This window comes from Alteromonas sp. 5E99-2, assembly GCF_017368475.1.
In the GTDB taxonomy this organism is placed as follows: domain Bacteria; phylum Pseudomonadota; class Gammaproteobacteria; order Enterobacterales; family Alteromonadaceae; genus Alteromonas_F.
On sequence record NZ_JAFNJE010000007.1, the window covers coordinates 77,735 to 104,527 of the forward strand.

Annotated in this window: 25 protein-coding genes; all 25 read right to left on the bottom strand. The window is 41.3% G+C overall.

Going from position 1 to position 26,793, the window contains the following annotated elements:
• Window positions 1–19: 19 nt before the first annotated feature.
• The 25 genes from tldD to J3L16_RS09200 all read right to left on the bottom strand — a co-directional run bounded on the left by tldD (window position 20) and on the right by J3L16_RS09200 (window position 26,743).
• On the bottom strand, window positions 20–1,462 hold the full coding sequence (tldD, locus tag J3L16_RS09080) for a metalloprotease TldD (protein ID WP_207612652.1): 1,443 nt from the start codon (window positions 1,460–1,462) through the stop codon (window positions 20–22).
• The gene (locus J3L16_RS09085) at window positions 1,452–2,294 is read right to left on the bottom strand and encodes a carbon-nitrogen hydrolase family protein (RefSeq protein ID WP_207612653.1); all 843 of its coding nucleotides are present in this window, start codon (window positions 2,292–2,294) and stop codon (window positions 1,452–1,454) included. Before J3L16_RS09085 ends, tldD begins: the two co-directional genes overlap by 11 nt.
• The gene (locus J3L16_RS09090; RefSeq protein ID WP_207612654.1) at window positions 2,278–6,144 is read right to left on the bottom strand and encodes a YhdP family protein; all 3,867 of its coding nucleotides are present in this window, start codon (window positions 6,142–6,144) and stop codon (window positions 2,278–2,280) included. Before J3L16_RS09090 ends, J3L16_RS09085 begins: the two co-directional genes overlap by 17 nt.
• The gene (gene rng, locus J3L16_RS09095; RefSeq protein WP_207612655.1) at window positions 6,141–7,607 is read right to left on the bottom strand and encodes a ribonuclease G; all 1,467 of its coding nucleotides are present in this window, start codon (window positions 7,605–7,607) and stop codon (window positions 6,141–6,143) included. The genes J3L16_RS09090 and rng overlap by 4 nt, the downstream gene beginning before the upstream one ends.
• On the bottom strand, window positions 7,604–8,179 hold the full coding sequence (locus J3L16_RS09100; protein WP_207612656.1) for a Maf family protein: 576 nt from the start codon (window positions 8,177–8,179) through the stop codon (window positions 7,604–7,606). The genes rng and J3L16_RS09100 overlap by 4 nt, the downstream gene beginning before the upstream one ends.
• Window positions 8,176–8,649 (bottom strand): rod shape-determining protein MreD, encoded by a 474-nt coding sequence (gene mreD / locus J3L16_RS09105; RefSeq protein WP_242698770.1) that lies wholly within the window; start codon window positions 8,647–8,649, stop codon window positions 8,176–8,178. Before mreD ends, J3L16_RS09100 begins: the two co-directional genes overlap by 4 nt.
• Entirely contained in the window at window positions 8,649–9,494 is an 846-nt protein-coding gene (gene mreC, locus J3L16_RS09110; RefSeq protein WP_207612658.1) for a rod shape-determining protein MreC, read from the bottom strand. The genes mreD and mreC overlap by 1 nt, the downstream gene beginning before the upstream one ends.
• Before the next feature lie 15 nt (window positions 9,495–9,509).
• Window positions 9,510–10,553, bottom strand: a complete 1,044-nt coding sequence (locus tag J3L16_RS09115) for a rod shape-determining protein (RefSeq protein ID WP_207612659.1) — start codon at window positions 10,551–10,553, stop codon at window positions 9,510–9,512.
• Between the two features lie 67 nt (window positions 10,554–10,620).
• Entirely contained in the window at window positions 10,621–13,545 is a 2,925-nt protein-coding gene (locus tag J3L16_RS09120) for a DUF6701 domain-containing protein (protein WP_207612660.1), read from the bottom strand.
• On the bottom strand, window positions 13,542–13,979 hold the full coding sequence (locus tag J3L16_RS09125) for a type II secretory pathway component (RefSeq protein ID WP_207612661.1): 438 nt from the start codon (window positions 13,977–13,979) through the stop codon (window positions 13,542–13,544). The genes J3L16_RS09120 and J3L16_RS09125 overlap by 4 nt, the downstream gene beginning before the upstream one ends.
• Entirely contained in the window at window positions 13,969–14,841 is an 873-nt protein-coding gene (locus J3L16_RS09130) for a type II secretion system protein (RefSeq protein ID WP_207612662.1), read from the bottom strand. Before J3L16_RS09130 ends, J3L16_RS09125 begins: the two co-directional genes overlap by 11 nt.
• Window positions 14,841–15,371: a prepilin-type N-terminal cleavage/methylation domain-containing protein gene (locus tag J3L16_RS09135; protein WP_207612663.1), complete on the bottom strand. Its 531-nt coding sequence runs from the start codon at window positions 15,369–15,371 to the stop codon at window positions 14,841–14,843. The genes J3L16_RS09130 and J3L16_RS09135 overlap by 1 nt, the downstream gene beginning before the upstream one ends.
• The gene (locus J3L16_RS09140) at window positions 15,361–15,930 is read right to left on the bottom strand and encodes a prepilin-type N-terminal cleavage/methylation domain-containing protein (RefSeq protein ID WP_207612664.1); all 570 of its coding nucleotides are present in this window, start codon (window positions 15,928–15,930) and stop codon (window positions 15,361–15,363) included. Before J3L16_RS09140 ends, J3L16_RS09135 begins: the two co-directional genes overlap by 11 nt.
• 18 nt (window positions 15,931–15,948) lie before the next feature.
• On the bottom strand, window positions 15,949–16,455 hold the full coding sequence (locus tag J3L16_RS16430; RefSeq protein ID WP_207612665.1) for a prepilin-type N-terminal cleavage/methylation domain-containing protein: 507 nt from the start codon (window positions 16,453–16,455) through the stop codon (window positions 15,949–15,951).
• Between the two features lie 48 nt (window positions 16,456–16,503).
• Window positions 16,504–17,121, bottom strand: a complete 618-nt coding sequence (locus tag J3L16_RS09150) for a prepilin-type N-terminal cleavage/methylation domain-containing protein (protein ID WP_242698771.1) — start codon at window positions 17,119–17,121, stop codon at window positions 16,504–16,506.
• Between the two features lie 31 nt (window positions 17,122–17,152).
• Window positions 17,153–17,662, bottom strand: a complete 510-nt coding sequence (locus tag J3L16_RS09155; RefSeq protein WP_207612667.1) for a hypothetical protein — start codon at window positions 17,660–17,662, stop codon at window positions 17,153–17,155.
• A gap of 2 nt (window positions 17,663–17,664) precedes the next feature.
• Complete coding sequence (locus tag J3L16_RS09160; RefSeq protein ID WP_207612668.1) at window positions 17,665–18,885, bottom strand: type II secretion system F family protein; 1,221 nt, start codon at window positions 18,883–18,885, stop codon at window positions 17,665–17,667.
• On the bottom strand, window positions 18,878–20,611 hold the full coding sequence (locus tag J3L16_RS09165; protein ID WP_207612669.1) for a GspE/PulE family protein: 1,734 nt from the start codon (window positions 20,609–20,611) through the stop codon (window positions 18,878–18,880). The genes J3L16_RS09160 and J3L16_RS09165 overlap by 8 nt, the downstream gene beginning before the upstream one ends.
• Window positions 20,608–21,663 (bottom strand): tetratricopeptide repeat protein, encoded by a 1,056-nt coding sequence (locus tag J3L16_RS09170; protein ID WP_207612670.1) that lies wholly within the window; start codon window positions 21,661–21,663, stop codon window positions 20,608–20,610. Before J3L16_RS09170 ends, J3L16_RS09165 begins: the two co-directional genes overlap by 4 nt.
• The gene (locus tag J3L16_RS09175; protein WP_207612671.1) at window positions 21,660–22,562 is read right to left on the bottom strand and encodes an AAA family ATPase; all 903 of its coding nucleotides are present in this window, start codon (window positions 22,560–22,562) and stop codon (window positions 21,660–21,662) included. Before J3L16_RS09175 ends, J3L16_RS09170 begins: the two co-directional genes overlap by 4 nt.
• A 5-nt stretch (window positions 22,563–22,567) precedes the next feature.
• Entirely contained in the window at window positions 22,568–24,238 is a 1,671-nt protein-coding gene (mshL, locus tag J3L16_RS09180; protein ID WP_207612672.1) for a pilus (MSHA type) biogenesis protein MshL, read from the bottom strand.
• 1 nt (window position 24,239) lies between these two features.
• Window positions 24,240–24,566, bottom strand: coding sequence for a hypothetical protein (locus J3L16_RS09185; protein WP_207612673.1), 327 nt, complete (start codon window positions 24,564–24,566; stop codon window positions 24,240–24,242).
• A complete protein-coding gene (gspM, locus tag J3L16_RS09190) occupies window positions 24,559–25,203 on the bottom strand; it encodes a type II secretion system protein GspM (protein ID WP_207612674.1) in 645 nt (214 codons plus the stop codon). Before gspM ends, J3L16_RS09185 begins: the two co-directional genes overlap by 8 nt.
• Window positions 25,200–25,808, bottom strand: a complete 609-nt coding sequence (locus tag J3L16_RS09195; protein ID WP_207612675.1) for a PilN domain-containing protein — start codon at window positions 25,806–25,808, stop codon at window positions 25,200–25,202. Before J3L16_RS09195 ends, gspM begins: the two co-directional genes overlap by 4 nt.
• Window positions 25,805–26,743: an MSHA biogenesis protein MshI gene (locus J3L16_RS09200; protein WP_207612676.1), complete on the bottom strand. Its 939-nt coding sequence runs from the start codon at window positions 26,741–26,743 to the stop codon at window positions 25,805–25,807. The genes J3L16_RS09195 and J3L16_RS09200 overlap by 4 nt, the downstream gene beginning before the upstream one ends.
• Window positions 26,744–26,793: the final 50 nt, after the last annotated feature.

Here is a 26,793-nt window from a genome sequence, read left to right on the forward strand (position 1 = left end):
CATAGTAAGTATTTACTTGCTATGCAGTTCCGCCTACAGTTAACGCATCTATTTTAAGTGTTGGCTGACCCACTCCTACAGGAACACTCTGGCCATCTTTACCACACACGCCAACACCATTATCTAACGCAAGATCATTTCCAATCATGGATATTTGCTGCATAACCTCTGGACCATTGCCAATTAAAGTCGCGCCTTTTATCGGTGACGTTACCTTACCATTTTCAATTAAATACGCTTCTGCGCTAGAAAATACAAACTTACCAGAAGTAATATCAACCTGACCGCCAGCAAAGTTAGGTGCATACACACCCCGCTCAACTGAGCTTATAATGTCTTCTTTTGAGTGTGACCCGTTTAACATATAGGTATTGGTCATTCTAGGCATAGGTAAATGCGCATAGGACTCTCGTCTGCCATTTCCTGTGGGTTCAACCCCCATTAGACGAGCATTGTGTTTATCTTGCATATAGCCTTTCAAAACACCATCTTCTATCAATACATTGTAACCTGCTGGCGTGCCTTCATCGTCAACAGATAAAGAACCTCTACGGTTATCCAATGTGCCGTCATCAACTACGGTTACGCCTTTTGCTGCAACTTGCTCACCTACTCTACCACTGAATGTAGAAGAGCCTTTTCGGTTAAAATCCCCCTCTAAACCATGGCCAACAGCTTCATGTAACAAAACACCTGGCCAACCATTCCCTAATACTACAGGCATTGTTCCTGCTGGTGAATCAATGGCGCGCATATTCACAGCTGCCATGTGAATAGCGTCATCGGCTAAGCTTTCGTATCGAGGTTTATTGTTTTCTGTGCTAGAGAAAAAATCATAAGCATAACGTCCGCCCATACCGGCAGAGCCTCGCTCTCTTCGGTCACCGTCTTCAAGCAAAATAGAACAGTTAAGTCTAACTAAAGGTCTTATATCTGTAGCAAAAGTACCATCACTGGCCATAACTAAAATATGTTCGTGCACTGCTGAAAGGCTAACAACAACTTGCGACGCTGTGGGCGCATGCTTTCGAATATAGCTATCTGTGGCTTTCAATAAGGCTATTTTTTCTTTGTCTTGCAATGAGGTTAGCGGGTTACTGTCTTTGTATTTAGCGGGATAAGTCCCTTGTACAAACGCCTTACAGTTTAGCGTACCACCTTTGGGAGCAATGTTAGCCGCAGCTGCACTTGCTTTCATAAGCGCATCTAACTGAATATCATCAGAATAAGCAAAACCTGTTTTCTCACCAGAGATAGCTCGTACACCGACTCCCCTTTCTACATTGAAGCTTCCGTCTTTAACAATTCCATCTTCCAACACCCAGCTTTCATGCTGACTAGATTGAAAATACAAATCGGCAAAGTCTACTTTGTGCGACAGCATTTGATCGATGGCTTGTTGGCACAGGGACTGATCCAGCTTAGACTGGGTTAGTAAGTCGTCTACAACGCTATTTGACAAAATCGCTCCTAAATTTAGCATGTTGGTATACTGGCATCGACGCTCTAATACTCGCAATCGATTGCATATCTACCTGTTTTTGTACAACGCCCACTGCATGGGTTTGTTGTACTAGAATTTCACCCCAAGGCGACACTATCATACTGTGCCCGAAAGTTTCACGGCCATTACAATGCCGACCAACTTGGCCCGCTGCAACAACAAAACACTGTTTTTCTATTGCTCGTGCTCGTAACAGCACTTCCCAGTGTGCTTTGCCCGTTACCTCAGTAAACGCGGCTGGCAATACCAAAACATCAATTGCCCCCATAGCATCGAACAAAGCAGAAAAACGAATATCATAACAAATTGCAACACCAACTCTAAGCCCGTCCACATCGATAACAACAATATCTTCACCGGCTAAGGTTGTATCAGATTCACAATAGCTACCTGTGTTATCTCCCACAGAGACATCAAATAAATGCATTTTGTTGTATATAGCACGCTGCTTTGCTTCGCCTTTTATACTGCCATCAATATAGCGACAAGCCGCATAGAATTTATTGTTTGTCGCGCTAGCTAACGGCACGCTGCCTGCGAACAAATGGCACTTAAATTCTGCGGCAATGTTCAGTAAGCAGGCATAGATATGTCCACTATCATAATGTTCAATATACTTAAGCTGTTCACTAGTCCCACCACCAAAACAACTAAAACACTCAGGTAATACTACAATTGAATTCGATACTAAATTCGCCTCACGCAGTTCACCCTCGAGCCAATTTAAGTTTTCATCTGGATTGGGTGTTGATGTCATTTGAACAGCAACTAAATTAACTTTGCACGACATTCTCTTTTACTCCACCCAACTCACTTAGAGGAACTTCTGTAGCGGGCAATGGCACATCATCTATTGGTGAATTTTGCTGTGCAGGAAGTTGAATGTCTTTGCTATCGCGATCGACCTCTTGTACAACGGGCTCTGAAAATGTTCCTGTTAATTGATAATTTATATTTGAAATAACTTTGGCTGAAGTCAGAACTTGATCTAATGCTAACGCAGCTAGTGCAGTAGGAGGGCTTGCTAGGAAATACACTAAAAACGGTAGATTCCCTGTTACATTGGGGGTGAAATTAATATTGTAATCCAAGGTTTCAGTGTCGAGTTGACTGTAACCTACTATTTCTATTTCACCTGCACCGCCGTCGACTATAGTGTCATGGGTACTTGCCCTACCATTTTCTATGTTCATGGTGCCTTTTATACCATCGTAAAAGAACCCTTGTGCAAATACATCTCGGAAGTCTAAGCTCAGTTTTCGCACCAGTGAATTTAAACTAAACAAGGTGAATATTCGCGCTCCTTTATCACTCACTTGCGATAAATAGCCGTCACTTAGCTCCCAATCCAATGAGCCTGAAAGGTTTGCTAAATCAAATTCAGTGGGCGAGCCTGACCAGTTGATATCAAAGGTCGCATCTGCTTCTGAATCTTTTATGCCCGAGGTTAACCCTAACGAATCTAGCCATTGCCCAAAATCATCACTTTTTAAATGGCCATTTAACGAGGTAACGCTATTATCACCTGTATTCCAACCGCCAGTGACATTAAGTGATATATTATTTCTATTGACTAAAAGCCGATCAATATTCACACCATTTTCACTTGGGCTCAATGCTAAATCAATTTTGCCTATATCCAATGCGTTCACTCTGCAATCGTCGCAATTGAAGCTGATTGGAAAAGATATATCTAAGGGCTTTTTCTCTGATGTGTCATTTTCAACATCGTTTTTCAATGTCACATGCAGTTTTTCGGCAAATATGTCCACTCCTTCGTCAAGCCATTTGTCAGGCACTAACGCGTTTCCTATGGCTTGCTTAGACGTAAGGCCAACTCGCCAATTATTGTTTTCTTGCTGAGCATTTACTCGTGCGTTGTCGAAGTTCAGTCCTGCTACTGTTAGCGTTGTAGCATCTAAGTAAATTCGCTGAGGAATAGTTAGTAAACTCACATCTCGTTTAGGCGCCGATGCATAATGTTCATTTACGTTCTGCTGTAACTTAGCCCACGGCTCAAATTGCACAAAAGGTAGCGACGCCAATACGGCGTGGTCTTCAGTTGGTATAAAATTATGACTATTACCTATAGTCAGTAAGGAACTAGTAAAGGTTAAGGGCGTATGATTTAGTGTTCCTTTAAACTCAATATCGTCACCCAGCGAGAGAGTCAACTGAGACTCTGCCGTTTCCCCCGTCACATCAACAATCAACATTTGCGTATCATCTGCTGATTTATACAAAGGCCCAGGCAGCTCTGAAGAAACACCGGCTAAATCCGTTATTATTTTCCCTTCAAAGGTCACTCCAGTATCAGTCAAGACACTGTTTACTTTGCCATTCCATTGAAATTCGCCGTCAAGTTGTTCTGTCAGTGGTAAGTTAAAGTAATCAAAGGTTTTATCGATATTCCAGCTACCGCTAATATCTATATCGAGTAAGTAATCTTTCGTCGCTTGCATACCAGTCAAAGACATTAGTACAGGCTGATTATAGAGTAACCCACTCATTTCGACGGCAGAAATATCACTATTATTAAAACTAAGTACACCATTTGATTTCTCAAAATCAACCTTAATATTCGGCACACTTACAGTGGAATCTTGTAACTGAATAGCACCATGAGCAGTAACTAATCCACCTTTTTCAAAAGGCACCTCTAAATTCAATGATGCATTTAGCTCACCGTCTATTAATACTTTTTCATTCAGAATACTCGATAGTTTAGTCAAGGTTGTTTTTTGTAATAATGACGCAACATTTTTACCTGTCGAATGACCCTCAGCGGAAATAACTATTCTTTTTGAACGAGTTAAAGACGACACCACAGCATTTGCATTTTGTAGTTTTACATTGTCTAAATATCCTTTTGGACTTTGCATAAATAACCCATTGTTTTCAAACAACAATGTCATGTCCAATTCTGTCAACATTGGCCATTTAGGAGAAAAAGCAAAATCAGTATTACGTACTGCAACACAGGCCTGAAAAATCCCTTGGTTTTCATTAAATGGGAAATGTTGAGGTTTTCCTGACCATATTAAATCAGCGGCCTCTATGTCACCTCGCCCGGAAAGAGCCTCTGATAAAAAGTCTACCGCATTTTTATTCATAATAGCGCCTGGCAGTAAATCTGGAACTTGATTAACCGACAGTGGGTCTACGCTTAGCGCAACTTGCATAAAACTAGAAGCCAACTGGTATTCAGCTTCAGCATCGAAAGATACTGTATTACTAGCTAAGTTTAATTTAGGCAGGTTTATAGTCCAGCTAGGCGTCAGTGCATTTTGGTCAAAATAAACATAAGCATTAGCATCTAGGTTTGCATCTGAAATAATCTGCCCATTTAGATTTCTCAGATCTAACGTTGTGTTTTCCCCATGCGCATCAACCCGCCCTTTACCTCCATCCCAAAGGACATTTAAATCTAATGAGTCAACGCCCGGTATGGTGTCAACAGCTTCCCAAGACACATCGTGAAACTCAGCTAGAATAGAAGGGTTTTGAGACTCCCATTTTACTTGCAACGTCGATAATTCACCCCCCATATTCATATTGAGTAATTGTTCGGAAAATTGATCCCCCGTAAACAGAGACAAAACAGAGCTTACTGGTTGCAAAGGAATAGGCTTGACTATATTTATAACGGCGCTGCCTCGAGCGTCTGAGCGCCCTACAAAATCACCAACGAGCGCATTACCTTCTTGGCTAAGAACGAGCTGATCAACACGAAAATTCCAACCTTTGTCATCGGGTAAAGCTTGAATTGTTCCGCCGTTAATTTCAGTTAACAAAATTTCCTCGTTTCCACTCCAACTTAGTGTAGAGTGACCCAAATCGATATGCAGCTGATCGAGCACGTTGTCATCGATACTAAGCCAAGCGGATAAATTGGCCCTACTTTCTTGTAGCGGATAGTGAGCTGTGACCCATTCATTAAACCACGGAGAAATATCTAGCTCTTCTGCTTTTGCATAAAAAGTGCCTGATAAGCTGTTTGTATCGCCAGTTAATTCGACGAGAAAAGACGCAGAGTTATTGGTTAATTCTTTTACCCGAATGGTACCCTTGCCTCTGTGGGACTCATCATTGTTATACCAAGCTAATTCATCTATTTCATAAAGTTCTTCTTGAGATGGCGTTTTGACAATAACCTCTCCCTCTGCAATTGTGAAACTTTGCAGCTGGATAAGAAAAAGGTTCTTCAAGGCTTTAACTATGGGATAATCGTTACTTGTCTCTGAAACAAAATTATCTGGTATTACTATGAGTTTGGGGGCTTTGATATCAAAACGATCGGAGATAAGTATGCCTTCATTAACACTTTGCCAAAAGTTAATATCTACCCACACTTTTTCTACGCTAAAGTGAACTGGCGAAGATTCAGATTGTGACATCACAACATCTGAAAGAACAATACTAGGACCTAAGCCTCGCCAAGTTGCATTAATCTCACCTATCATCAGATTAACAGCATATTTTTCCGCAACAAACTCTTCTGCCCAATGTTTGTATTGGTCAAAATGAGGTAGGGCAAGCCTAAATAAACTTAAAAGCACAGCAAAAATAACCAACAAAATGGCTACGCAATGCCATACTTTTTTTAAAGTGTAAGACGCTACACCTGAAACATTTGTCACATCATTACCACGTCGTATTTATCTTGGTTGTAAAGTGGTTCGGTTTGCACTTTGATTTGTCGACCAACAAACACTTCTAATTCAGCCAGCATATGTGACTCTTCTCCCAGTAACGCCTCCGCTACAGCAGGAGAAGCATATACAACAAATTGATCTGCATCATAGGCGCGGTTAACCCGTACAATTTCTCTCATCACTTCAAAACAAATTGTTTCTATGGTTTTGATCGAGCCACGCCCCTTACAAACCGGACATTCTCCACATAAAACATGCTCTATACTTTCTCTTGTGCGCTTTCTTGTCATTTCAATCAAGCCTAACGCGGTGAAACCATGAATGTTTATTTTTGCACGGTCTTTACCTGTAGCAACTTCTAAAGAGTGTAAGACACGTCTTTGGTGGTCTGGTTCCGTCATATCAATAAAGTCTATCAGTATCATACCACCTAGGTTCCTTAACCTAAGCTGACGAGCAATAGCTAGCGTTGCTTCAATATTGGTATTAAATATGGTCTCTTCTAAGTTTCTATGCCCAACAAAAGCTCCAGTGTTGATATCAATGGTGGTCATCGCTTCGGTTTGATCAATAATTAAATAACCACCAGACTTCAGATCTACACGCCTTTCTAACGCCCGCTGTGCCTCATTTTCAACATCATATAAATCAAAAATTGGCCGGTCGCCTTTGTAATACTCCAATTTTGCATTCAGCTCAGGAACGTACTCTTGAGTAAAGTTAAGTAACTCTTGGTATGCTAAGTTTGCATCTATACGAATGCGATCTAACTCTGTACCGACAAAGTCTCTCAATACCCTACGTGCTAGGGGTAAATCTTCGTAAAGTAATTTCGTCTTGGTTTTTTTCAGACGAGATTGAATTTTACTCCATAAGCGCTTTAAAAAAGCAGCGTCTGACATTAATTCTTTTTCATTAACACCTTCTGCGGCAGTGCGCAGAATAAAACCACCTTGTTCGTCACAATAGCCTTGAACTAATGACTTTAACCGCTCTCGTTCGCTTTCTTCTTCTATTCTTTGAGACACACCAACATGAGTAACACTAGGCATAAACACTAAATAGCGGGAAGGAATAGTAATATCTGTGGTTAAACGCGCTCCTTTTGTGCCAATAGGGTCTTTTACCACTTGTACTACGATATCTTGACCATCTCTCACTAGGAATCGAATATCGTTCTTTTCTATTTGACTTTTTGTGACTTCATCAACAATTTCATTATGTATAACAATGTCTGAGGCGTGTAGAAATGCAGCCTTTTCTAAACCAATATCAATAAAAGCCGCCTGCATACCCGGTAAAACACGACTGACTTTGCCTCGGTAAATATTCCCCACGAGTCCACGTTTGGTGTGCCGCTCTACATGTATTTCTTGTAAAATTCCGTTTTCTATTAAGGCGACTCGAGATTCCGAAGGCGTAACATTAATTAGTAACTCTGCACTCATACTTCTACTCCAAACTGTATCAATGCTTGTCTGCATTCAAACAAGGGTAACCCTACTACCGCGCTATAGCTTCCGACTATACGAGATACAAACATTGCACCAAGCCCTTGAATGGCATAACTGCCAGCCTTATCTTTCGGTTCTCCAGTTAACCAATAGGCTCTAGCTTGGTGCTCACTGATTTCACCAAATGTAATTTCGGAGGTCACTATTTCACTGTATTCTTTAGTGTCGTTAAGTAAACAAAAGCCTGTACTAACATTGTGGCTTTTGTTACTCATAGACAACAAGGTGTCTATGGCATCACTTTCATTCTTGGGTTTACCAATAGCGACACCTTGATACTCAATAATAGTATCTGCGGCCAATATAGTTTGATTAGGAAAATCTAGGTAACCCTGCGCAGCAATGGCCTTTTCACGTGCTAAACGAGACACTAGCTCTGTGGGTGTTTCTTTCAGTAAAGGTGACTCATCAATATTCACAGCACAGACTATATGCTTGATACCAATTTGATTGAGCAGCTCTTTTCTACGAGGCGATGCCGAAGCAAGAATAATAGTATCCGTCATTTTAGTTTCAATTGGCGCCGTAAACGCCTCAAGAACCAAAAAGCCCATGGCCAAAACACCATTGATGTTATTGTTGGCATTAAATAGTCATATCTAAAATAAATGTCAGTAAGTAAGTGCAGTAGCCAAAACTGAAGCAAATGATAAAACGCACTAAGAAGGGCAATCACAATGCTCTGTTGCCACACTGAATAGTTTCGTAAACGTTGATAATTAGCAACCAAAATGAACACGCATATGCTCAACACAAGACTATGTATTCCTAAAGGAGTACCTAATAGAATATCTAAGCCAATACCAGTGATAAATGCGCCCGCGACGTTTAAGCGATGAGGCAAAGCCATGGCCCAATAAGACAAAACGATTAATGCCCAATCAGGGCGGTATATATCAACCAACGCTGGGAGTGGAACGATTTGTAGTACCAAGGCCACTATAATCGAAAAAGGAATAGTAAAAAATCTAGCCATCATTGTACTTCCTCATTTTGAAAGGAAGTTTCATGTTCCAAAAGTAATACATATTTTATGCGGTCAAGGGCCGCAAGGGGCATTGCCAATACCGTAGCAAACTCTTGCCTTTCATCTTTATCCACTTTGGTTACTTTAGCCACAGGATACCCTGCTGGAAAAACGCCTCCTAAACCAGACGATACCAATACATCTCCTACTGCAACATCTGAACTGTGGGTTACATGCTCAAGAAATAATTCATTAATACCGCCGCTACCGCTAGCAATAAAACGAATATTATTACGCAATGACCGCACTGGAATGCTATGTGTCACGTCAGTAAGTAACAACACTCTGCTATTGGTTGTACCCACTTCCATCACTTGCCCTATTACACCAAATTCATCAACTAATGCTTGAGAGCGATAAATACCACTAAGTGTTCCTTTATTGATCATAATTTGGCGAGAAAAAGGATTTCGGTCAACAGACATTAATTCAGCAATAATTTTCTTATAGTCCGCTGCAATAGGTGCATCCAATAAAGCCCGTAAATCTTTATTTTCTTGCTCTAAAACAGCAAATCTCTGTAACTTTTCGCCTGCGATAAACAATTGATCAGTCAACCGCTGATTTTCGGCAACCAAATCTTGATGGGAGGTGAGTTTCTTTGCACTTAAATTAAGTATCAAACTAGGCAGGTTTGCGATGTACTGAAGTGGACTGAGCGCCGAATTTAGATATAGACGAGTAGACTGAAAGCCGTCGAGTTTATGATCAACAAAAATCAATGTACAAGACAGTATTACTGCCATCGTTAGCCGAGTAGCTAACGATGGCCCTCGGGAGAAAATGGTATCCATTTTTACCCCGTTTTATTATTCGTAAGTGAACAGATCGCCGCCGTGCAGGTCAATCATATCAAACGCTTTACCACCACCACGAGCAACACAGGTAAGCGGGTCGTCTGCGACAACAACTGGAATACCGGTTTCTTCCATTAATAAACGATCTAAATCTTTTAATAATGCACCACCACCGGTTAACACCATACCTCTTTCAGAGATATCTGACGCTAACTCAGGAGGAGATTGTTCCAATGCCACCATAACCGCTGACACAATGCCACTTAATGGCTCTTGTAGCGCTTCTAGAATTTCATTGCTATTTAGCGTAAAGCCTCTAGGTACACCTTCAGCTAAATTTCGGCCGCGAACTTCAATTTCTCTAACTTCTTCACCGGGGTAAGCTGCACCAATTTCATGCTTAATACGTTCAGCAGTTGCCTCACCCACTAGAGAACCAAAGTTACGTCGAACATAATTAATAATGGCTTCGTCAAACTTATCACCACCAATTCTAACCGACGAAGAATACACCACACCATTTAGTGAGATAATCGCAACTTCTGTGGTGCCACCACCGATATCAACAACCATGGAGCCAGTTGCTTCAGACACGGGTAGACCTGCTCCAATGGCGGCAGCCATAGGTTCATCAATTAGAAAAACATCTCTTGCGCCAGCCCCTGACGCCGACTCTTTAATCGCTCTGCGTTCAACTTGCGTCGATCCGCAAGGAACACAAACAAGCACACGAGGACTTGGTCTTAAAAAGTTATTGTCATGCACCTGTTTAATAAAATGCTGCAACATTTTTTCGGTAATATAAAAATCGGCAATAACACCGTCTTTCATTGGACGAATAGCGCGAATATTGCCAGGTGTACGCCCTAGCATCTGTTTCGCTTCAGCACCAACCGCAGCAACACTTTTAGGGCCACTTGCGCGCTCTTGTCGAATCGCAACAACTGAAGGCTCGTTAAGCACAATCCCCTGATCTTTTACATAAATCAGCGTATTCGCGGTTCCGAGGTCTATGGATAAATCGTTGGAGAACATGCCCCGAAGCTTTTTTAACATGAAATCTATGTTCCTTTTATGTTCAAGTACAGACACCATTTTTTACATGGTAACGCAAATTTATGTGCTAGTCCTCACTTGTTACCTCTCTAGTATGAAAAATTCTGTCATTACCTCGAAACAAGCCAAATGACACTAGCGCACTAGGCTCGTCATTATCATCAATTACACCATCATCATTCCAATCAAAGTTAAGGTAATCGGGCCATGTGACAGTATTTACTAAAGGCACAAGAAACAAGCGTACGCTGCCTCTCTCCCCACTCGATGGCGCTGCAAACACAAGGTCTGAAATACCAGATTGGCCACCACTTAAGTTTCCTGTACTTGAAATACTGTTATATTGCCCACTAATGTCTGCCTCTACACCCTGAGATTCATCAGCAACTCGCAATTCATTATTCGTTTGTTCAAAGTCTATCGCGGTACAAGTGTCATCCACATTCAGTAACCAGTTTCCAGACCTAAAGAACTCCGCTTGTAAGTTAACTCGTAACGAACGGGTTTCTGGACCAAACGTATTAATTAAATTTAGCCTTCCATAACGTTGTTCAGCATCACCAACATTTTCAATACGAAATTCACTACAACTTCCTGTGTTGTTTTCATCAATGTAATCGGGCCTGTAGCACACATCATCCTCATCAATCAGCACACTTGCAGCCAAAACTATTGAAATGTCAGTATCAAAAGGCGCCAAGCTGCTATCTGGCACGTCGACTTTTTCGTAAGTCACTTCAACATCCTCAAGCAACACTTCACCTATACCGTCAAATACATCAATATTATCAAGTAAAATTGACGCACTTGATACATCGGCAATAACATCAAATTCAAAGACAGAGTTATCTTCCAATGAAAGCCCATTTGTTAACTGAGGTACTTGAGGAGACAGTCGCCATTCTGTATCAGCATATAAATTGGTGACCTGCCTATTTGCATTCATTGCAGTTACCAAATATTCAGGTTGTGCACTTGCGTCAAAACGACTGGCTAAACCAATATAAGAAAATTCATCACTACAGTTTGGTTCCACGATAGGAGTATTCGACGTAACGTCAAAATACGCTGGTATAAAGCGTCCCAAGGTAACAGAGCTACTAGTGAGCACATTGCCTAAGTAAGCACTGTCTCTGACTGTTAATCGATAACTTCCTACTTCATTATTTTCCGCGCTATTCGACGAATAGACACCGTTACTAAACGGGGTGCTTCCAGGAACCGACACAAAAGACGGTGAAAGAGCACTTCGCAAATCAGAATCACTGTCCAGCGTTAGCTCTGCTTCTAAGCTTTGCGTAATGCTACTGGAAGATGGGGCTAGGCGTTCATAGGTGTATTGTAGGTCTGAACTACTGTAACTCGGAAGCGGTGAATTTCCCACATCGCCAAGGGCATGAATAGATATAGTAAAAGGCACACCTGCAATATGAGGTGAACTGGTATTTTCGCTAATCACTAATCCCGCGGGAATACTATCGAACAGACTACTACCGCCAGTGTCGATACTAAAATCAGGGTAATCCCCCGATGCTGAAATCGCTAGTCTACCTGCATCGTTATATGTCCCTTCAAGACTAGCCACACCGTTGCTATCAAAATTCAGGGAAACAACACCGCTCGATTCCCCTGTAGCGTTATTCACAGGAACATTGGCAAAAGGCACTCTACAAACATTGGTTGAATAAGGAGCACCAGTGGTAACACAATCATAACTTAATGTTACATTTTGTTGTCCCGTTAATGCTCCAACACAGACACCTTCATCATCTTCCACGGCTCGAATGCCTAGCCGGTTTAAACTGGACTCTGCCAAAATATCAGGCAATGAAGTAGACAATCCATTGAACCTATCAACGAACACAAATCCCGCATTGCGAAACGTTAATTCACAATTTGGGTCAGAGCATTGAGTCGCTTGGGTAGCTGCTGAAATGCCAACTTGCCCAGTTGCTGTTAGTACAAGAGGCAGAGGTAGTGTTGACGACACATCAATCGTTGTTTGCCCAACAAAACTGATTTCTTGATTGCTTGAATTCGTTTGTGGCACAGAAACAGTCACCTCTTCAGGGAATAAATTACAACTGCTGTCTGCACATGCTGTTATAGTCACTTTAGATGATTCACAGGTTAACCCTGTAGAAGGATGGGTGATCATGTAAAACAAGACGCTTGCGGTATCATCACCGCATAGTCCTGTGTTTTCTAATGCATTAACTTGGCTTTCATCAAAGGTTATTCTGGCTCTATCTCTCAAGTTTAAAGATGATGCATTCACGGCTCCGTTAATGCTACTGTCATTGCCAAATTCCACATTGCCTTCAGAAAAAATCAAACCGTTAAATTCAGTTCTATCACGAAATGTCACATTGCTATACAGGCCTAAAAAAAGTTGTCCTGAGCTCGCTCCACTCGTATTAAAATCAACATCATTTCCCGTCGTCAAAGCATTAACAAACAAAGAGACGTTTCCACCGTTTTGTACGACAATATTTGTTCTGTCTCGTAATGTCAGCGAATCAATAAAATAGTTACCTGATGTCAATCTGATTTCTGAATCATTACCTGCTTCAAGTCTACTGATTCGTGTAACGTCACTACCTGAGAACGTAATTGTTGCTCTATCTCTTAAAACAATGTTCCCGTAATCACCTGTATTCACAGATTGAGATCGGTCATTATTAATCGTAATATTTGTATTCGAAGAACTCGCCTCAAAATCAGGCAAACTAAGTCCTTCACTGGCTTGACCGCTGGCAATACATGGACCGCTGACACAAGTATTGGCATTCTGTTGAGACGAGGTAATTGTCATTGCGTCGATAATGGTGCCACTGTTTATTAATTGAGCTCCAGAGCCAAACTGGATACTCCCATTACTATCAAATGACGAAGCTGCACTAGGAAACACACCTATGCATTGCTGTGCAAAAGCCAAATGAGTCGCACCTAGAATGAAACTGACCAATAGTGCTCTAATTACATTTATCACAAGCGAACCACCCCATCTCGGGCCAAGGTTCTACTTGTCCATTCAGTACCAGCTTGACACACGCCTGTGCTTTCAAATTGATAATATATAAGTGTATCAACGCCATTTTCCGTAACAATTTGCGATGAACACATAGTAGTAATTGCACAATTTTGTAACCCATTTACGCCACTTACATTCAATGTATTACCTGGCGAGGGGATGTTGCACTGTGCATTAACAGAATTTAACGGAAATGATGTCGCTGCCAAAATCTCTAGCCCCGTTTGAGCGGCCAAATAAGCTCGTGTGCCATGTACTTCATAAACAAGGCTCTGAGAGCTTGTTGTTAGCTGATTTGACAAGGCAACCCCTAAAAAGCTGAGTATAATGATAACGAATAGCGCCATCACAGTTAAACTCCCTTTTTGGTGATTTATCTTATTAAGGCGCATTGGCAATATGGACCTCTTGTTGAAACGCAACAAACTCGCCGTTCAATAAAAACCGAAAGCGAATTTGTACCACAGCATTTCTTACTCTTGAAGGGGCAAAATACTGAAAAGGATCATCTTCAGAAAATACACTAGCAGAACCAGAAATAAGCGTATTAGATATATTGTTTGCTAAAACAACGCCGCCATTATTAGCCGTCGTTGGCTGACCATTAGCAATTTCACTTTCAAAGCGTACAAGGGCGTTATTTGTGACGCAAAAATTGACAGCATTACGGGCAAAATACACTCGTTCCGCTGGTGAGCCATTTAAAAATCCGTTTTCTAATACTAACTCTAATGTGTTATTGATAAATGCAGTGCAAGATTGCGTTCCAGAAGTACCACACCCCATAATATTTCTTACGTTTAAACGCTCATTAGCTACGGAACCTGAATTAAATGAATAAATGTCATCTGAGCGCAAGGGGTACACAATAGCAACATGATTATCTGGCTCAATTTCAAATGCCGAGCCACTTAACATCTGTGGCGCAATTATAGGCATGGATGCCGCATAATCATCTTCTCGAGCAACAGGCAAATCTAAGTAAACACTTACCCACTCAAAAGGGACGAACTGTAAACAGTGTTCTCCGTTATTTTTTAATACTCGAATACTATTGGGAATAGCGTTAGCCAGCTCTCTTTGTATGCGTTGCAAAGGAAATCTTGCGCCGTTCAACACTTGCTCTCTATCATTGATGTTCACAACACTGCTAATAGAAGAACTAACAAAGCTAGTTATACCCACTGACGTTATTGCTAAAATAATCAACACGACAACTAATTCAATAAGGGTAACGCCTCGTTGAAAGCGCATTAATAATTCATCCTAAAAAACGTAAAATCAAGCACGTCATTTCCCGGTGTTGTCACAAAAATAGTAACTCGCTTGGCTATGCTACCTAAGCTATTGTCATACTCCACCACAACGTCCACAGAAAAACCTTGATACAGATTTGCGCTTCCTGCCGTAATAGATTGACCTAGCGCACTTTCTATATTGCCACCAGAATTGGCAAACAAATTGTTGTAATCGTCTACATCGTCATAGTTTTCACGGGATTCTTCTGGCCCTAAATCAGCAGCGTCAGTACAGGTTGTTCCATTTTCTCCACAGCGAACTAAACTGCCATCTAGCATTGAATTTTCATCAAATGCTCGACCTAAAATTTCATCGCTGAGGGATTTAGCTAATGCCGCAGCCCGAGTTTGCAGTACGGGCGAAATGCTCTGTTGGGTTTGATTTACCACAAAGGTAATAACAATACTTAATGCGATGCCGAAAAGAAGGATACCAATAATCAATTCAATAAGGGTAAACCCCTTTTTATGATGATTAACAAGCACGAATGAAGCCTTCGCTGTTCACGCAAACATTAGACAAAGATTGAGTGCTAAATGTAATTTGGCAATCCACTGCACAGTTATTTACAGCTGTAAGCGGGCGGCCAAAACTATCAAAATCAATAAACCCTATAGCGGTTATCCCATCCATAGCAACAAAGCTCGCCCCAAGATCAGTAAAAAATTCGGTGTCTATTTGAAGGTAATCAGGCGTATTTACGTTCACCGTCGTTGCGCAAGTCGAGAGCGCTGCACTTGGCTCAGTGGAATAATTATTTGAAGGTGGTCCTATGGCTGGCGCGACCGTATCGAACACAATTCGATGGCAATAGTCAGCTCGAGTATCTTGCATTGCCCTAAATTGCATATGTCTTAACGAGGCGATAAGTTGGTTTTGCAGTGAAAAGGTATCAAAGCCGCTACTGTTTTGAAATCGAGCAGCGGCTACCACAGACAACACTCCAATGAGTATTATGGTAATAATAAGCTCTAAAAGCGTAAAGCCCTTAGGCAAAAGATGAACATGTGCAAGCGGTTTACTTGCACGAACAGAAGTGTACAAAATGCATACTTAGGTGAATTAACAACCTGTATCCGTTACTGCAATATTGGGTGCTTCTCCTTCATCAGCGTTCGTATAAACCACTTCACAATCTTCGCCAGCAGCTGTTCCATTTAGTGTAATAGTAAACAAATTAGTATCAGCAGTTAATATAAAAGCCGACGTTGGATTTGCAACCGTTGACAATTCAATATCTAAATCAACCCATTCAGCAAGCTCGACATCCAAAGCTCCAAGGTTTGGGTTAGCATTTGGGTAACCATTAATAATGGTTAAATCAGCTGTTCCATCATTGTCAATATCAAGATCATTTGATGTGTTAGTCGCTTGTACACCATTAATTGCTGCTTTTGCGAAGACTAATTGTGAGCCTCCTTGCAGTGCTGCTGCAACACCTTGTAAAGTTGACGCTCTAGCATCACCTTGTAAATTTATAAATCTTGGCGCAGCGGTAACTGCCAAAATTCCCAAAATAACGATAACAATAATTAACTCAATTAGTGTAAAACCAGTTTGTTTTCTCATTAAAAATCCCCTACTCGGATGTACTTATTCTATTTAATATAGACTAAATTATAAAAGTTGGTTTGCTATTTCTGTATTGTTACTAAATACGATAACTTGCCCTATTCTAGGGTCGTAAATAAATCCATTTCCAGCGCTACTGTCGTTCGGTTCACTGGTAGCATTCCTTACTGTTTGGGTTAAATAATAAAGGCAAATGTCATTATTCTCTGAACCTGCGCCATTACTCACACTAGTAAAATAGCGAAAGTTATCAAACGGGCTATTGCTAAAGTCAGATGTAATAGTTGGCGAACTCTGCAAAATTAAATTGAAAATACTCTCGCAGTCTGCATCTGACATATCTGTGTCTTCTGTACTGCTATCGTTGTTGATTTGGCCTGTGGGGTAACCTGTATTTTGGTCTACGCCAACAGTAATGCCATCCAACGTCACCGACGTCAAATTTGTACCCGAGTTGTTATCTGGACGAGCTTCTAGCTCCCACTGCGCACGCACTAACCCTACGGCTGTGGCAAACCCTCCAGCAACTCCTTCCACTGTGGCATCTTCTGCTCGCTCAGTTACATCGAGAAAGCGAGGTATAGCAACCGCTGCAAGTAACCCTAAAAGCACTACAACAATCACTAACTCAATAAGGGTAAACCCGCGACTATGTTTAATCATTTTTTCTCCGAAAACCAAGTTCATATCAGTTTCAGCCATCAGTAAATTTTACAACACCAGTTACCAGATTATAGTCAAAACTCGCTCCCTGACTTAATCTGTAACGACAAAACCCAAATTCTTCCTTACTGCCTTTTTGAGGTAAAAAATAGTCAGATAACACTTTAAATCCACCAATCAATGTAGGTTCATTGAGTAAACTCTGCCACAATTTTTCACACCCGTTACGGCTTTTATCTATCCATGGTTTCCCATTACTCCCCATCCTAACCGGGTGTCGTGCTATCTCCTTGCCATTAATATCGTAATGAGCCAACATGATCCTTTCTGGACGACCTTGTGCCTGCCATTGCCAATGTGCTGTTTCTGCGCTTTGTTGGAACTGCCGAGAAAACCCTTCTAAAATGGCATTATCCATATTAGGCTCTAAGCGAAAAAAGTACGCAATACAACTTGCCATCAAAACTACAAACACCACAACAACGGTAATGTTGACATACATTTTCGAAATAGAATGGTCAGTAGCTTCATCGTTTTTCATTTTTACCTACCTTGTATCGCGCCCATTAAATCCCACATAGGCGTAAAGATACCCAGCGCTAAAACCAGCACCATGGCAGCAACTATAGCGATTAATATCGGTTCAATTTTAGACGTTAAGCTTTTTAAATCGTAGTCCACTTCTCGTTCATAAAAAGACGCCACTTCACTGAGTAATTCATCTACTTGCCCAGTCTCTTCACCTACACTGATCATTTGCAATACCATAGGAGTAAATAATTCGCTGGTTTGCGCCACACGAGACAAGTTTTCACCACGTTCAATATTTTGTCGCATGATTAAAATACGAGACCCCATAAAGCTATTATTCACTGCATCAGAAACCAAGGTTAATGACGCAGTTAACGGCACCCCCGCTTTCAACATCATGGCGAAACTCCTAGAAAATCGACCTAAAATAGAACGTTCTAAAATGCTGCCTATGATAGGTAGTTTAATTTTCGCTTTATCCCAGTTGTAGCGCCCTTTTTCAGTATTTACATAATGAATGCTACCCCAAACTATTGCTACGGTAGCTATAACTAATACATACCATTTGTGTACAAAGAAATCAGACATGCCAATTAAAAATCGCGTCATTACCGGTAACTCAGCATTAAAGCGACTAAACATAGCAGCGAACTGAGGGATAACGAAGATATTCATAATCACAAGGGCTATGGCGATAGCAACAATCACAAAAAGTGGGTAGCGAGTTGCCGCTTTAATTTGCTTTCGGGTTTCTTGCTCTCTTTCTAAGTACTCCGAGAGCTGCAGAAACGCCGAATCCAATTGACCCGTGTTTTCACCAACGTGGATCACGCTAACAAACAATTGATTAAAAATAGTCTTATGCTGACTTAACGCAGAAGATAAAGTTCGACCGCGTTCTAATTGAGAAACAACATCGGATAATGCCATTTTCAATCGCAGAGAAGAACTGGAATCTGCCAACCCAGTTACTGCCCGCATAATTGGAATGCCGGCCTTAGTTAAAGAATACATTTGTCGACAAAAAATCACCAAATCCGGTAATGTCGTTTTTCTTGTTAACCAATTAATTTTATCTACGCTAGTACCGGCATCTTGTTCTAGCTTGATGGCCACAGGCGTAATGCTTCTTCCACTGAGCTGTCTTGCCACCGCTTGAGCGTCTGCAGCTTCTATTACACCGCTCGCTGATTCTCCGTTTGGTGTGCGCCCTGTGTAATGAAACCTAGCCATGGTTTGAATCTTCCGCAGGTTTACTTGGCTGAGCTTCGACTACCGTTTCAATCAACTTAGTGACTTCTTTTACCGTGGTAATTCCCATTTTTGCGTATGTCAGAGCGACATGAGATAAAGGCTTATAACTTGGATTTCGTTCCGCAGCTTCCGAAAAAGCAAGTGTGTCGCTCATTTTCAAAGCGCGCATCATCTCATTAGTCATTTCAAGCAGCTCAAAGACCCCTAGCCGACCTCGATAACCTGTTTGATTGCACTTTTGACACCCTCGCCCGTGTTTAAAAGCAACCTCTTTCACTGACTCATCAATACTGCTCAACCAAAATAACTCCTGAGCCGTTGGTTGATAATCTTGGCTGCAATTGTCACAAATTTTGCGTATTAAACGCTGCGCTACAATACCTCGTAGCGAGCTGGCCACTAAGTAACCCGGTGCGCCCATATCAAGTAAACGGGTTGCACTGCTTATGGCATCATTAGTATGTAAAGTAGATAAAACCAAATGCCCGGTTAACGCACCTCTAAGTCCTATTTCTACGGTTTCTTGATCTCGCATTTCCCCTACCATAATAATATCGGGGTCTTGGCGTAACGTTGTTCTTAGTACATTTGAAAATGTTAAGTCTATTTTATTATTTACTTGTACCTGGTTAATGCGAGGTAACCTGTATTCAACAGGGTCTTCAACCGTGATAATTTTCCGCTCAGGTGAATTAAGTTCACTTAATGCCCCATAAAGAGTTGTGGTTTTACCCGACCCCGTAGGCCCTGTGACCAAAATCATACCGTGAGGTCTTTGTAGCAGCTGTCGAAACCTAGTTAATAGTTCTTCAGGCATTCCGGTGTGATTTAAACTCAAGACGCCTGCGGACTGGTCCAATAGACGCATTACCACAGCCTCACCATTTTGCACTGGCATTGTCGATAGGCGCACGTCTATTCTATGATTTTTAGCTCTTACTTGTGTACGGCCATCTTGAGGTATGCGTTTTTCAGAAATATCCAAACCCGCCATCAACTTCAACCTCAATACTAAGGCTGCGGCGATATTCTTCTCTGAAATGATATGCTCTTGCAAAACGCCATCAATACGCTGGCGTATTCTTAACTTACCCTCATCGGGCTCAATATGAATATCTGACGCTTTCGCTTGCACTGCGTCATCAAAAATGGACTGAAGTAAGCGGGCAACGGCTGTATCCGATTCAGCATCTAAACTTTGTGATAAATCAAAGCTCTGGTCGTCTTTGTATTCTTCCGCAAGCTCTTGTGCGAACGAGGTGATTTCCTCAGTTTTCCTATACAAAGTATCGTAAGCGCCAAATAACTGGGTTTCACTTACCACTGCCAAATCAATTTGCTTGGGTAATAATTCAGATAAACTATCAATCGCATTAATGTCTGCAGGGTCGCTCATCCCCACAACAAGGCTTTCGCCTTTGTCTTCAATCACCAAGGCTCGGTAGCGACGAGCTTGAATCTCTGGCAATAGTTTTACTGCTTCGGGATCAACTCTTGTGTTATCTAAATCAATGAGCGGCACATTTAAGTGATCAGACAAAATATTCAGTATTTGCTTTTCACTCACCATATTCATTGCAACCAAAGTCGCACCGAGTTTTCGTCCCGTTTGCCGCTGTTCCGCCAGCGCATTACCTAGCTGTTCTTCTGAAATAAGCTGTTGCTGAACAAGTAAGTCGCCTAATCGAATACGCGGGGTGTTCATGGCTTAGCCCTTTTATTTAGTAACTCAATACGCTGCAAAGCGTAAGTCTTAATTTCTGGATCATCATTGGCTAACACAATCACTCGTTGAAAACTCTTTAATGCTAAAGGTGTGTTATTCAGACTTTCGCTCACTATGCCTAAACCTAGCCATGCTCTTACGTCATTGGGTGATTGGGTGACTAGAGCGCCGTAATCCTGACTAGCTTGCTCATTGTTATTTAACGCCCTCGCAAGTGAAGCTCTGTATAGCAAGAAATCTGGCTCGAGAGAATCCAATTGTAAAACATGCCAAGCTTGCTCTGGTTTATTTAACTGAGAATACAATCGAGCTTGCATTAATCTAACTGAAATATTTTTTGGAAAAAGGGTTTGCGTTTGTATCAATAGCGCCTCAGCTTGAGGATATTGTCTATCTGCAAAATACAGCGCAGCTAATTTTTTCCGTGCATCAACGATCAGAGGCTCATCGTCTATCCACTGAGCTAACACTGCTTTTGCCTTACTTGAATTATTATTGGCAAGGGCATCCGCAACTAAAGTTTGATAGTTTGAGAACCGTTTACCACCTGATGGCACTACTGCCAATTTCACATCACTAGTACTGGCAGTATCAATTTCTGGTTGTTCATTTTGCGACTTCGAACTTCTCAGAACAGGGCTAGTGGGCTCCACTTTTTTTATTGTCGTCTGAACTATGGAAGTATTTTCTTGCGAAGGACGGATTTCCACATCAGAGCCGTTTTGTTTAAGAGCTGCGCTTTCACTTTTCACGACTGCTGACTGATCAGCTTCCACTGGTTCCACAAAAATGGTTTCATTTGGTCTTTCGTTTTCAAATGCGCTTAGTGGTGTTGGCGTTATATACGAGCTATCTATCGAAATATACAACCAAGTGCTTACAGCTGCTAAACCAAGTACAACAAACACAAGTACTCCCCATACAACACCACGCCCCTTAACCTTATCCGGTGCTTGGTAATTTGCTGTGTGTCCATTTTCCGGTACAGACCTATTTTCTAGGTCATTCAGCATTTTATTTACAACGCTCATAGCCAAGCCGCCCAACTAGCAACGGCTAGTAATATGACAATGACAACAACTGATAAACCTATTTTTGCAGACCAATAACGAGAAACCGAGAACGCAGCTTCAGTATCTTCAATCGCGCCGAAAACATGACCTTTTTCGATACATGATTTTCCTTCGCCATAGGCTAGCATCAAACTTTTGTGACATAGCACGTTTACAATACGGGCAGTGCCTTTACTTGCTTTCATCATCAATTCACAACAGGTTTTATCAAACAGTGTTGCGCCTCGATAACCCGCAACGGTTAATCTATGTTGAACATATTGAACAACTTGGTCCGCATCCATTAAACTTAAAGAATAACTAAAGGTAATTCGCTGACGTAGTTGACGCAGTTCGGTCCTGTCTAATTTTTCGTCCAGTTCTGGCTGACCAAACAAGACCACTTGCAATAGCTTGGTAGATTCGGTTTCGAGGTTAGTCATTAACCTAAGTGCTTCAATACTTTCGACCGGCAACGCTTGCGCTTCATCAATAATGAGAACTGTACTTTTTCTTTGCTGATTTGTAGTAATTAAGGTTTGTTGAATTTTTTGAGTAAAGGTTTGTTGGTCGCAATTCTCATCAACATTCACCCCTAGCTCTGCGGCAACGGACCGCCTTAATTCTGCGGGAGTAAGCAAAGGGTTAGGAATATATGCAGATTCAAAATGATCGGGTAATTCGTTTAATAATTTCCGGCATAACAGCGTTTTTCCCGTGCCCACTTCTCCGGTAACTTTTATAAACCCTTCCCCAGTCTGCAATGCAGTTGATAACACTTGTAACGCTTCATTATGGCTTGGCAAACCAAAGAAATAACTGGTGTTAGGAGTGAGGGTGAAGGGGAGCTCAGATAAGCCAAAATGATATAAATACATAAGTATTAATCAATAAACAGCCAGTCAGCCATTTTTTCTCTGGTTGACTCTAATTGCTTCGACCACGTACCTTCGCCCACTATGGTAGGTTTAAGCAAAATAATGAGTTCTTTTTTAATTTCTATTTGAGACTTGTTAGTAAATAGCTCTCCTACATAAGGAATATCGCCTAGTACAGGTGTTTTTGATGTTGAATCAGAAATAGTGGTTTGCATTAAGCCTCCAATCACAACAATTTCTCCTGACAAGGCTTTAATCACTGTGTCTGACTCTCGTATTGTACTTAATGCCAAAGGTAAAATGAGCTGTTCACCATCTAGCGTAACGACCTTTTCCTGCTCATCGGTTTCGATAACTGAAGGGTGAACATGCAGTAACACTGATCCATTTTCATCAATTTGAGGCGTAACATCTAACGCAATACCGCTAAAGAAAGGCGTTAATTCTACATCGGGAACCACAGTAGTACTTGTGCTTGTTACCGTACTTTGAGATGACACATCAGTAACAAAATACTCATCTTCGCCCACTTTAATCACGGCTTTTTGATTGTTCGTGGCAGTCACCCGAGGGCTCGATAGCACTTGCACATTACCTTGAGTCGAAAGTAACGACAATACGCCAGAAAAGTCTTGGTTCACAAAAGAAAGGCTTGTCACACCACCGAGTATAGCTGTCAAGTCGTTACCAATAGTTGCAGCAGTATTGTTAAATTGAAAATCGGTGCTGCCTACGTTGCCTACGACTTCGTTCCAATTTATACCTTGTTGATAATTGTCGCTAAGAGTGACTTCTAAAATTCTCGCTTCCAGAATCACTTGTCGCTGCAAGTTAGTCTCAGACGCTTGTAAGAATGACTTAATTGCGCGGATTTCTTCAGGTAATGCTCTTACCGTTACCAAACCTGCTTGCGGAGAGACAAACACCACACGCCCGTCCTCATTACCAATCATGCTTTGCAAACTTGTCTGCAAGTTCTCCCAAAAATTAGTTTCTGTACGCGTTGTTATTGCAACACCATTAATTCCTGTATTCTGATTGCCCGATGAGCTGCTATTGCTAGCTGAATTGCCGGAAAAACCATTTAACGAGTTACTCCCATTATTATTGTTGTTTCCGTCGGCCTGAGACACGCCTCCAGAAATAATGCTAGTTTGCGTATTACCATCTCGTTCAATCAATAAATAATTAACCGCAAACGTCTCGGTGCGCATAGTCGATGGGCTAATACGAAAAACAGTGTCTTTTCGCTGCACATCAAGGCTGTATAAGTCACCCACAAGGCTGATTATGTCAGGCAAAGGAACTTGTTTTAACGACAATGAAACCACACCTTCAACTTCTGGGTGCACAGCAATACTGTAGGGCGTATCAGCAACAAGACCTTTAAAAAAAGCTCTGATTTCTACACTTTCGGCTTCTACATCGTATTTTTGTACACCAAAAAGAGATGACGTTTGCTCTGTATTGGTTGTCTCTGGAGATAAAAAATCATTGATGGCAGCAGGAAGTCCTTCATCTTGTTTAGGACTTATTCGAGACGCTTCCATTGCCTTTTGCTCTGCAATTTGAGAATCCAGCTCTTTGGTAAACTCATCGGGCTTTAATGTGGATTTGCACCCAACCAAAACGATTCCCAATATAACCAAGCCAATACGTGCGTTTTTAACGTTCATATTATTGTATTTCCGATACAGATTTAGAGACCACGCTCACTTCTGACAATGACAACAAAACCCGTTGAGTTTCACCGTTTTTCTGATAATCAACTTCAACCGAATTTGCATTTATTTTCACTACCTTTAATCCATTCAGTACTTGAGCTTCAAGATAGACATTGCCATTTACAATGGCCTTTTTCCCCGCTGGAGTTATAAATATAGCCTCTAGCGAAGGTAAAACATTTACTTCAGCCTTAAGGTTTTCATCTTCCACGAAAGCTTCCGGCCGAGTTGGGTCTGCAGCTAACGCTATTCCAAAAATGATTGTAAAAACACTAAACACGAATAAACACCTTTTCAGTACTGAGCGTATAAAATTCTATGGTTAATTCTGATTCTGGATAGGCTTGCACATCAAATGTCATTTGATTCCAATACACTTGCCATTCAATTTTCTCTAACATGTCTAAAAATAACTGTGTATCGCTGTAAGAGCCTGTAAACACCATTTTTACACCATGTTGATATAAGCCCACGGCCTGTTCTTCTGTATCTTGGTATAAATTGATCGGCGCTAGTGCTTCGACTTTTCGCAGTGTTAGCTCTTTTGATAAGCCCAACATTGATGCCATTAATGCTGGCATTGAATTTGGTAATACAAGGGCGTCGACTTCAGCTTTAAACTCTTTTGCAATACGTTCTGTACGCTTTTCAATTTGCGCTAGCCGCGCCTTTAGATCTTTGTCTGGGTCTTCGTTTTCAGCAAGCGCATAGGTTTGTTGCTGTAAACGTAAAGAGGCTATCTGGCGCTCGAGAGATACTTTTTCAGTGCGTAGTGATGTGTGTGTTTTCCAACTTGGCTCTACGCCGTAAGTGAAACCAACGAGCAAAATAACAACAATAACCGCACCAATAAGCATACTTTTTTCACGCTTGCTTAAAGCTTCAAACTTATCGCTATATCGGTTCCATCTATTCATCTGCCTTCACTCCGTTCTGCGTTACTTGGTGTCGCAGTTCGCAGCGAAAAGAAAATGCCTTTGTCTTGCTTTTCCAAAGTCACATGCTGAAAATCAACTCCTGTAAATGATTCCGTCCCGCTAAGCTGACTTAACCAATTCGGCATGCTGTCAGCTTTAATTCCATACCCTTCCAAAATAACTGTGTTTGTTTGAATATCGATATAGGTTAACCACACTTCCGATGAGTCTGCATCGGCCAAATCACGCAATACCTTAGAAAACTGCGTATTCTTAGCACTTTCTCGGTTTGCTAGCTCAACTAAAACACCCTGCTTTTGTTCTAGCGCTATCTTTAATTTATCTATTTTTGCTATCAGTTCTTGATTTGGTTTTCGATTTAATAAAGCTTTTTGCGATGCATCTACAGAGGCTTTTAAAGCACTCAATTGTCCACGCATTCGCTCTACATCAGCCTGCGCTGAATTTGCTTTCCATGTGGTTACCGCTGTTACGACTGAGAAAAGAACAACAAGGAAAACAAATAACAAAACAACATTATTCAAAGACACTAAATTCAACGTAGGCGCATAAGCACTAGAATAGAGGTTAATTCGACTTTTCATCGTTTCACCTCCTCTGTAAGCACCGCGCCCAGTGCTGCTCCTAGTGCCGTATAGCTTATAGCTTTGTCTTTGAGATCATCCGGCAAAATAATATTGTGAGGCAATGATGACACTTTAACGGGTAACGCTTGCTCAATCTGTTCGATAAGCGCAGTTAAGTGCTGAGTATCTAATTTCAACCGAAGTTGCCTAACAGGGGCTTGGCGAAGTTGGCTTTCAAAATAATCCATAGAGCGCTGAATCTGAACACAAAGAGAATCTATAATGCCCATTTTTAATTCATCTAGGGTGAAACTCCCCAAATTTTCAAACCCTTTTAATCGTCTTGAAAAGTAGAGTTTTCCTTGCTTAACAATATTTAGACATATCTCTGGACTGCCATCTTGAATTAGAGTGATAACCGCATCGGGATCTTCCAATAAAAAATTGCACGTCACCACTTCTTCAACTGAAATCGATTCAAGAGGTAGCCCGGCCGAAATCACAGACTCAACAACGTAGTGCATATCTTTATCGTTCACTGACACTACATTTACTTTATCATTACCCGCCAAAGGTACTGGTAAATCAGTATAATCAATAGCTCTGCTAGTATTTGAATCTGTTAACTCATTTACTGACCACGCTAGCGCACTGACTACTTCTTCAGCTTCGACATTGGGCTTATCAAGTTGAAATTGTTGATAATAATCAATGGAAAAGGCAACAAAAACAGGGGTGCAATTCACATTTTGTTCAATCGCCCACTTTTTTAGAGCCTTCCCCCAGTCTTGGTCGCTTACAATAGTTTCATTATGCAAAACCACGCTGCCATCACTGTCTTTTTTTAAGATGCAAAAAATTGTGGCATCGCTCTGAATAGCAATCCCAATCGACAAGAAGTCCGATTTCTTATTGAATTTGTGTTTTAAATAAGCCCTCAAGCCCAGTTGCATAAGATAGGTATGTTGTTTTTATTAAGAATTCATTACAACAGAGTCTAGTA

Excerpts from the sequence above, each read along its gene's own strand:
- J3L16_RS09130 (WP_207612662.1), bottom strand. The coding sequence starts at position 14,841 with ATGCGCTTTCAACGAGGCGTTACCCTTATTGAATTAGTTGTCGTGTTG.
- J3L16_RS09165 (WP_207612669.1), bottom strand. The coding sequence starts at position 20,611 with ATGAACACCCCGCGTATTCGATTAGGCGACTTACTTGTTCAGCAACAG.
- J3L16_RS09170 (WP_207612670.1), bottom strand. The coding sequence starts at position 21,663 with ATGAGCGTTGTAAATAAAATGCTGAATGACCTAGAAAATAGGTCTGTA.
- mreD (WP_242698770.1), bottom strand. The coding sequence starts at position 8,649 with ATGGCTAGATTTTTTACTATTCCTTTTTCGATTATAGTGGCCTTGGTA.
- J3L16_RS09155 (WP_207612667.1), bottom strand. The coding sequence starts at position 17,662 with ATGAAAAACGATGAAGCTACTGACCATTCTATTTCGAAAATGTATGTC.
- J3L16_RS09100 (WP_207612656.1), bottom strand. The coding sequence starts at position 8,179 with ATGACGGATACTATTATTCTTGCTTCGGCATCGCCTCGTAGAAAAGAG.
- J3L16_RS09195 (WP_207612675.1), bottom strand. The coding sequence starts at position 25,808 with ATGAAAAGTCGAATTAACCTCTATTCTAGTGCTTATGCGCCTACGTTG.
- J3L16_RS16430 (WP_207612665.1), bottom strand. The coding sequence starts at position 16,455 with ATGAGAAAACAAACTGGTTTTACACTAATTGAGTTAATTATTGTTATC.
- mreC (WP_207612658.1), bottom strand. The coding sequence starts at position 9,494 with ATGGATACCATTTTCTCCCGAGGGCCATCGTTAGCTACTCGGCTAACG.
- rng (WP_207612655.1), bottom strand. The coding sequence starts at position 7,607 with ATGAGTGCAGAGTTACTAATTAATGTTACGCCTTCGGAATCTCGAGTC.
- J3L16_RS09200 (WP_207612676.1), bottom strand. The coding sequence starts at position 26,743 with ATGCAACTGGGCTTGAGGGCTTATTTAAAACACAAATTCAATAAGAAA.
- gspM (WP_207612674.1), bottom strand. The coding sequence starts at position 25,203 with ATGAATAGATGGAACCGATATAGCGATAAGTTTGAAGCTTTAAGCAAG.
- J3L16_RS09175 (WP_207612671.1), bottom strand. The coding sequence starts at position 22,562 with ATGTATTTATATCATTTTGGCTTATCTGAGCTCCCCTTCACCCTCACT.
- J3L16_RS09115 (WP_207612659.1), bottom strand. The coding sequence starts at position 10,553 with ATGTTAAAAAAGCTTCGGGGCATGTTCTCCAACGATTTATCCATAGAC.
- J3L16_RS09125 (WP_207612661.1), bottom strand. The coding sequence starts at position 13,979 with ATGCGCCTTAATAAGATAAATCACCAAAAAGGGAGTTTAACTGTGATG.
- J3L16_RS09085 (WP_207612653.1), bottom strand. The coding sequence starts at position 2,294 with ATGTCGTGCAAAGTTAATTTAGTTGCTGTTCAAATGACATCAACACCC.
- mshL (WP_207612672.1), bottom strand. The coding sequence starts at position 24,238 with ATGAACGTTAAAAACGCACGTATTGGCTTGGTTATATTGGGAATCGTT.
- J3L16_RS09160 (WP_207612668.1), bottom strand. The coding sequence starts at position 18,885 with ATGGCTAGGTTTCATTACACAGGGCGCACACCAAACGGAGAATCAGCG.
- J3L16_RS09150 (WP_242698771.1), bottom strand. The coding sequence starts at position 17,121 with ATGATTAAACATAGTCGCGGGTTTACCCTTATTGAGTTAGTGATTGTT.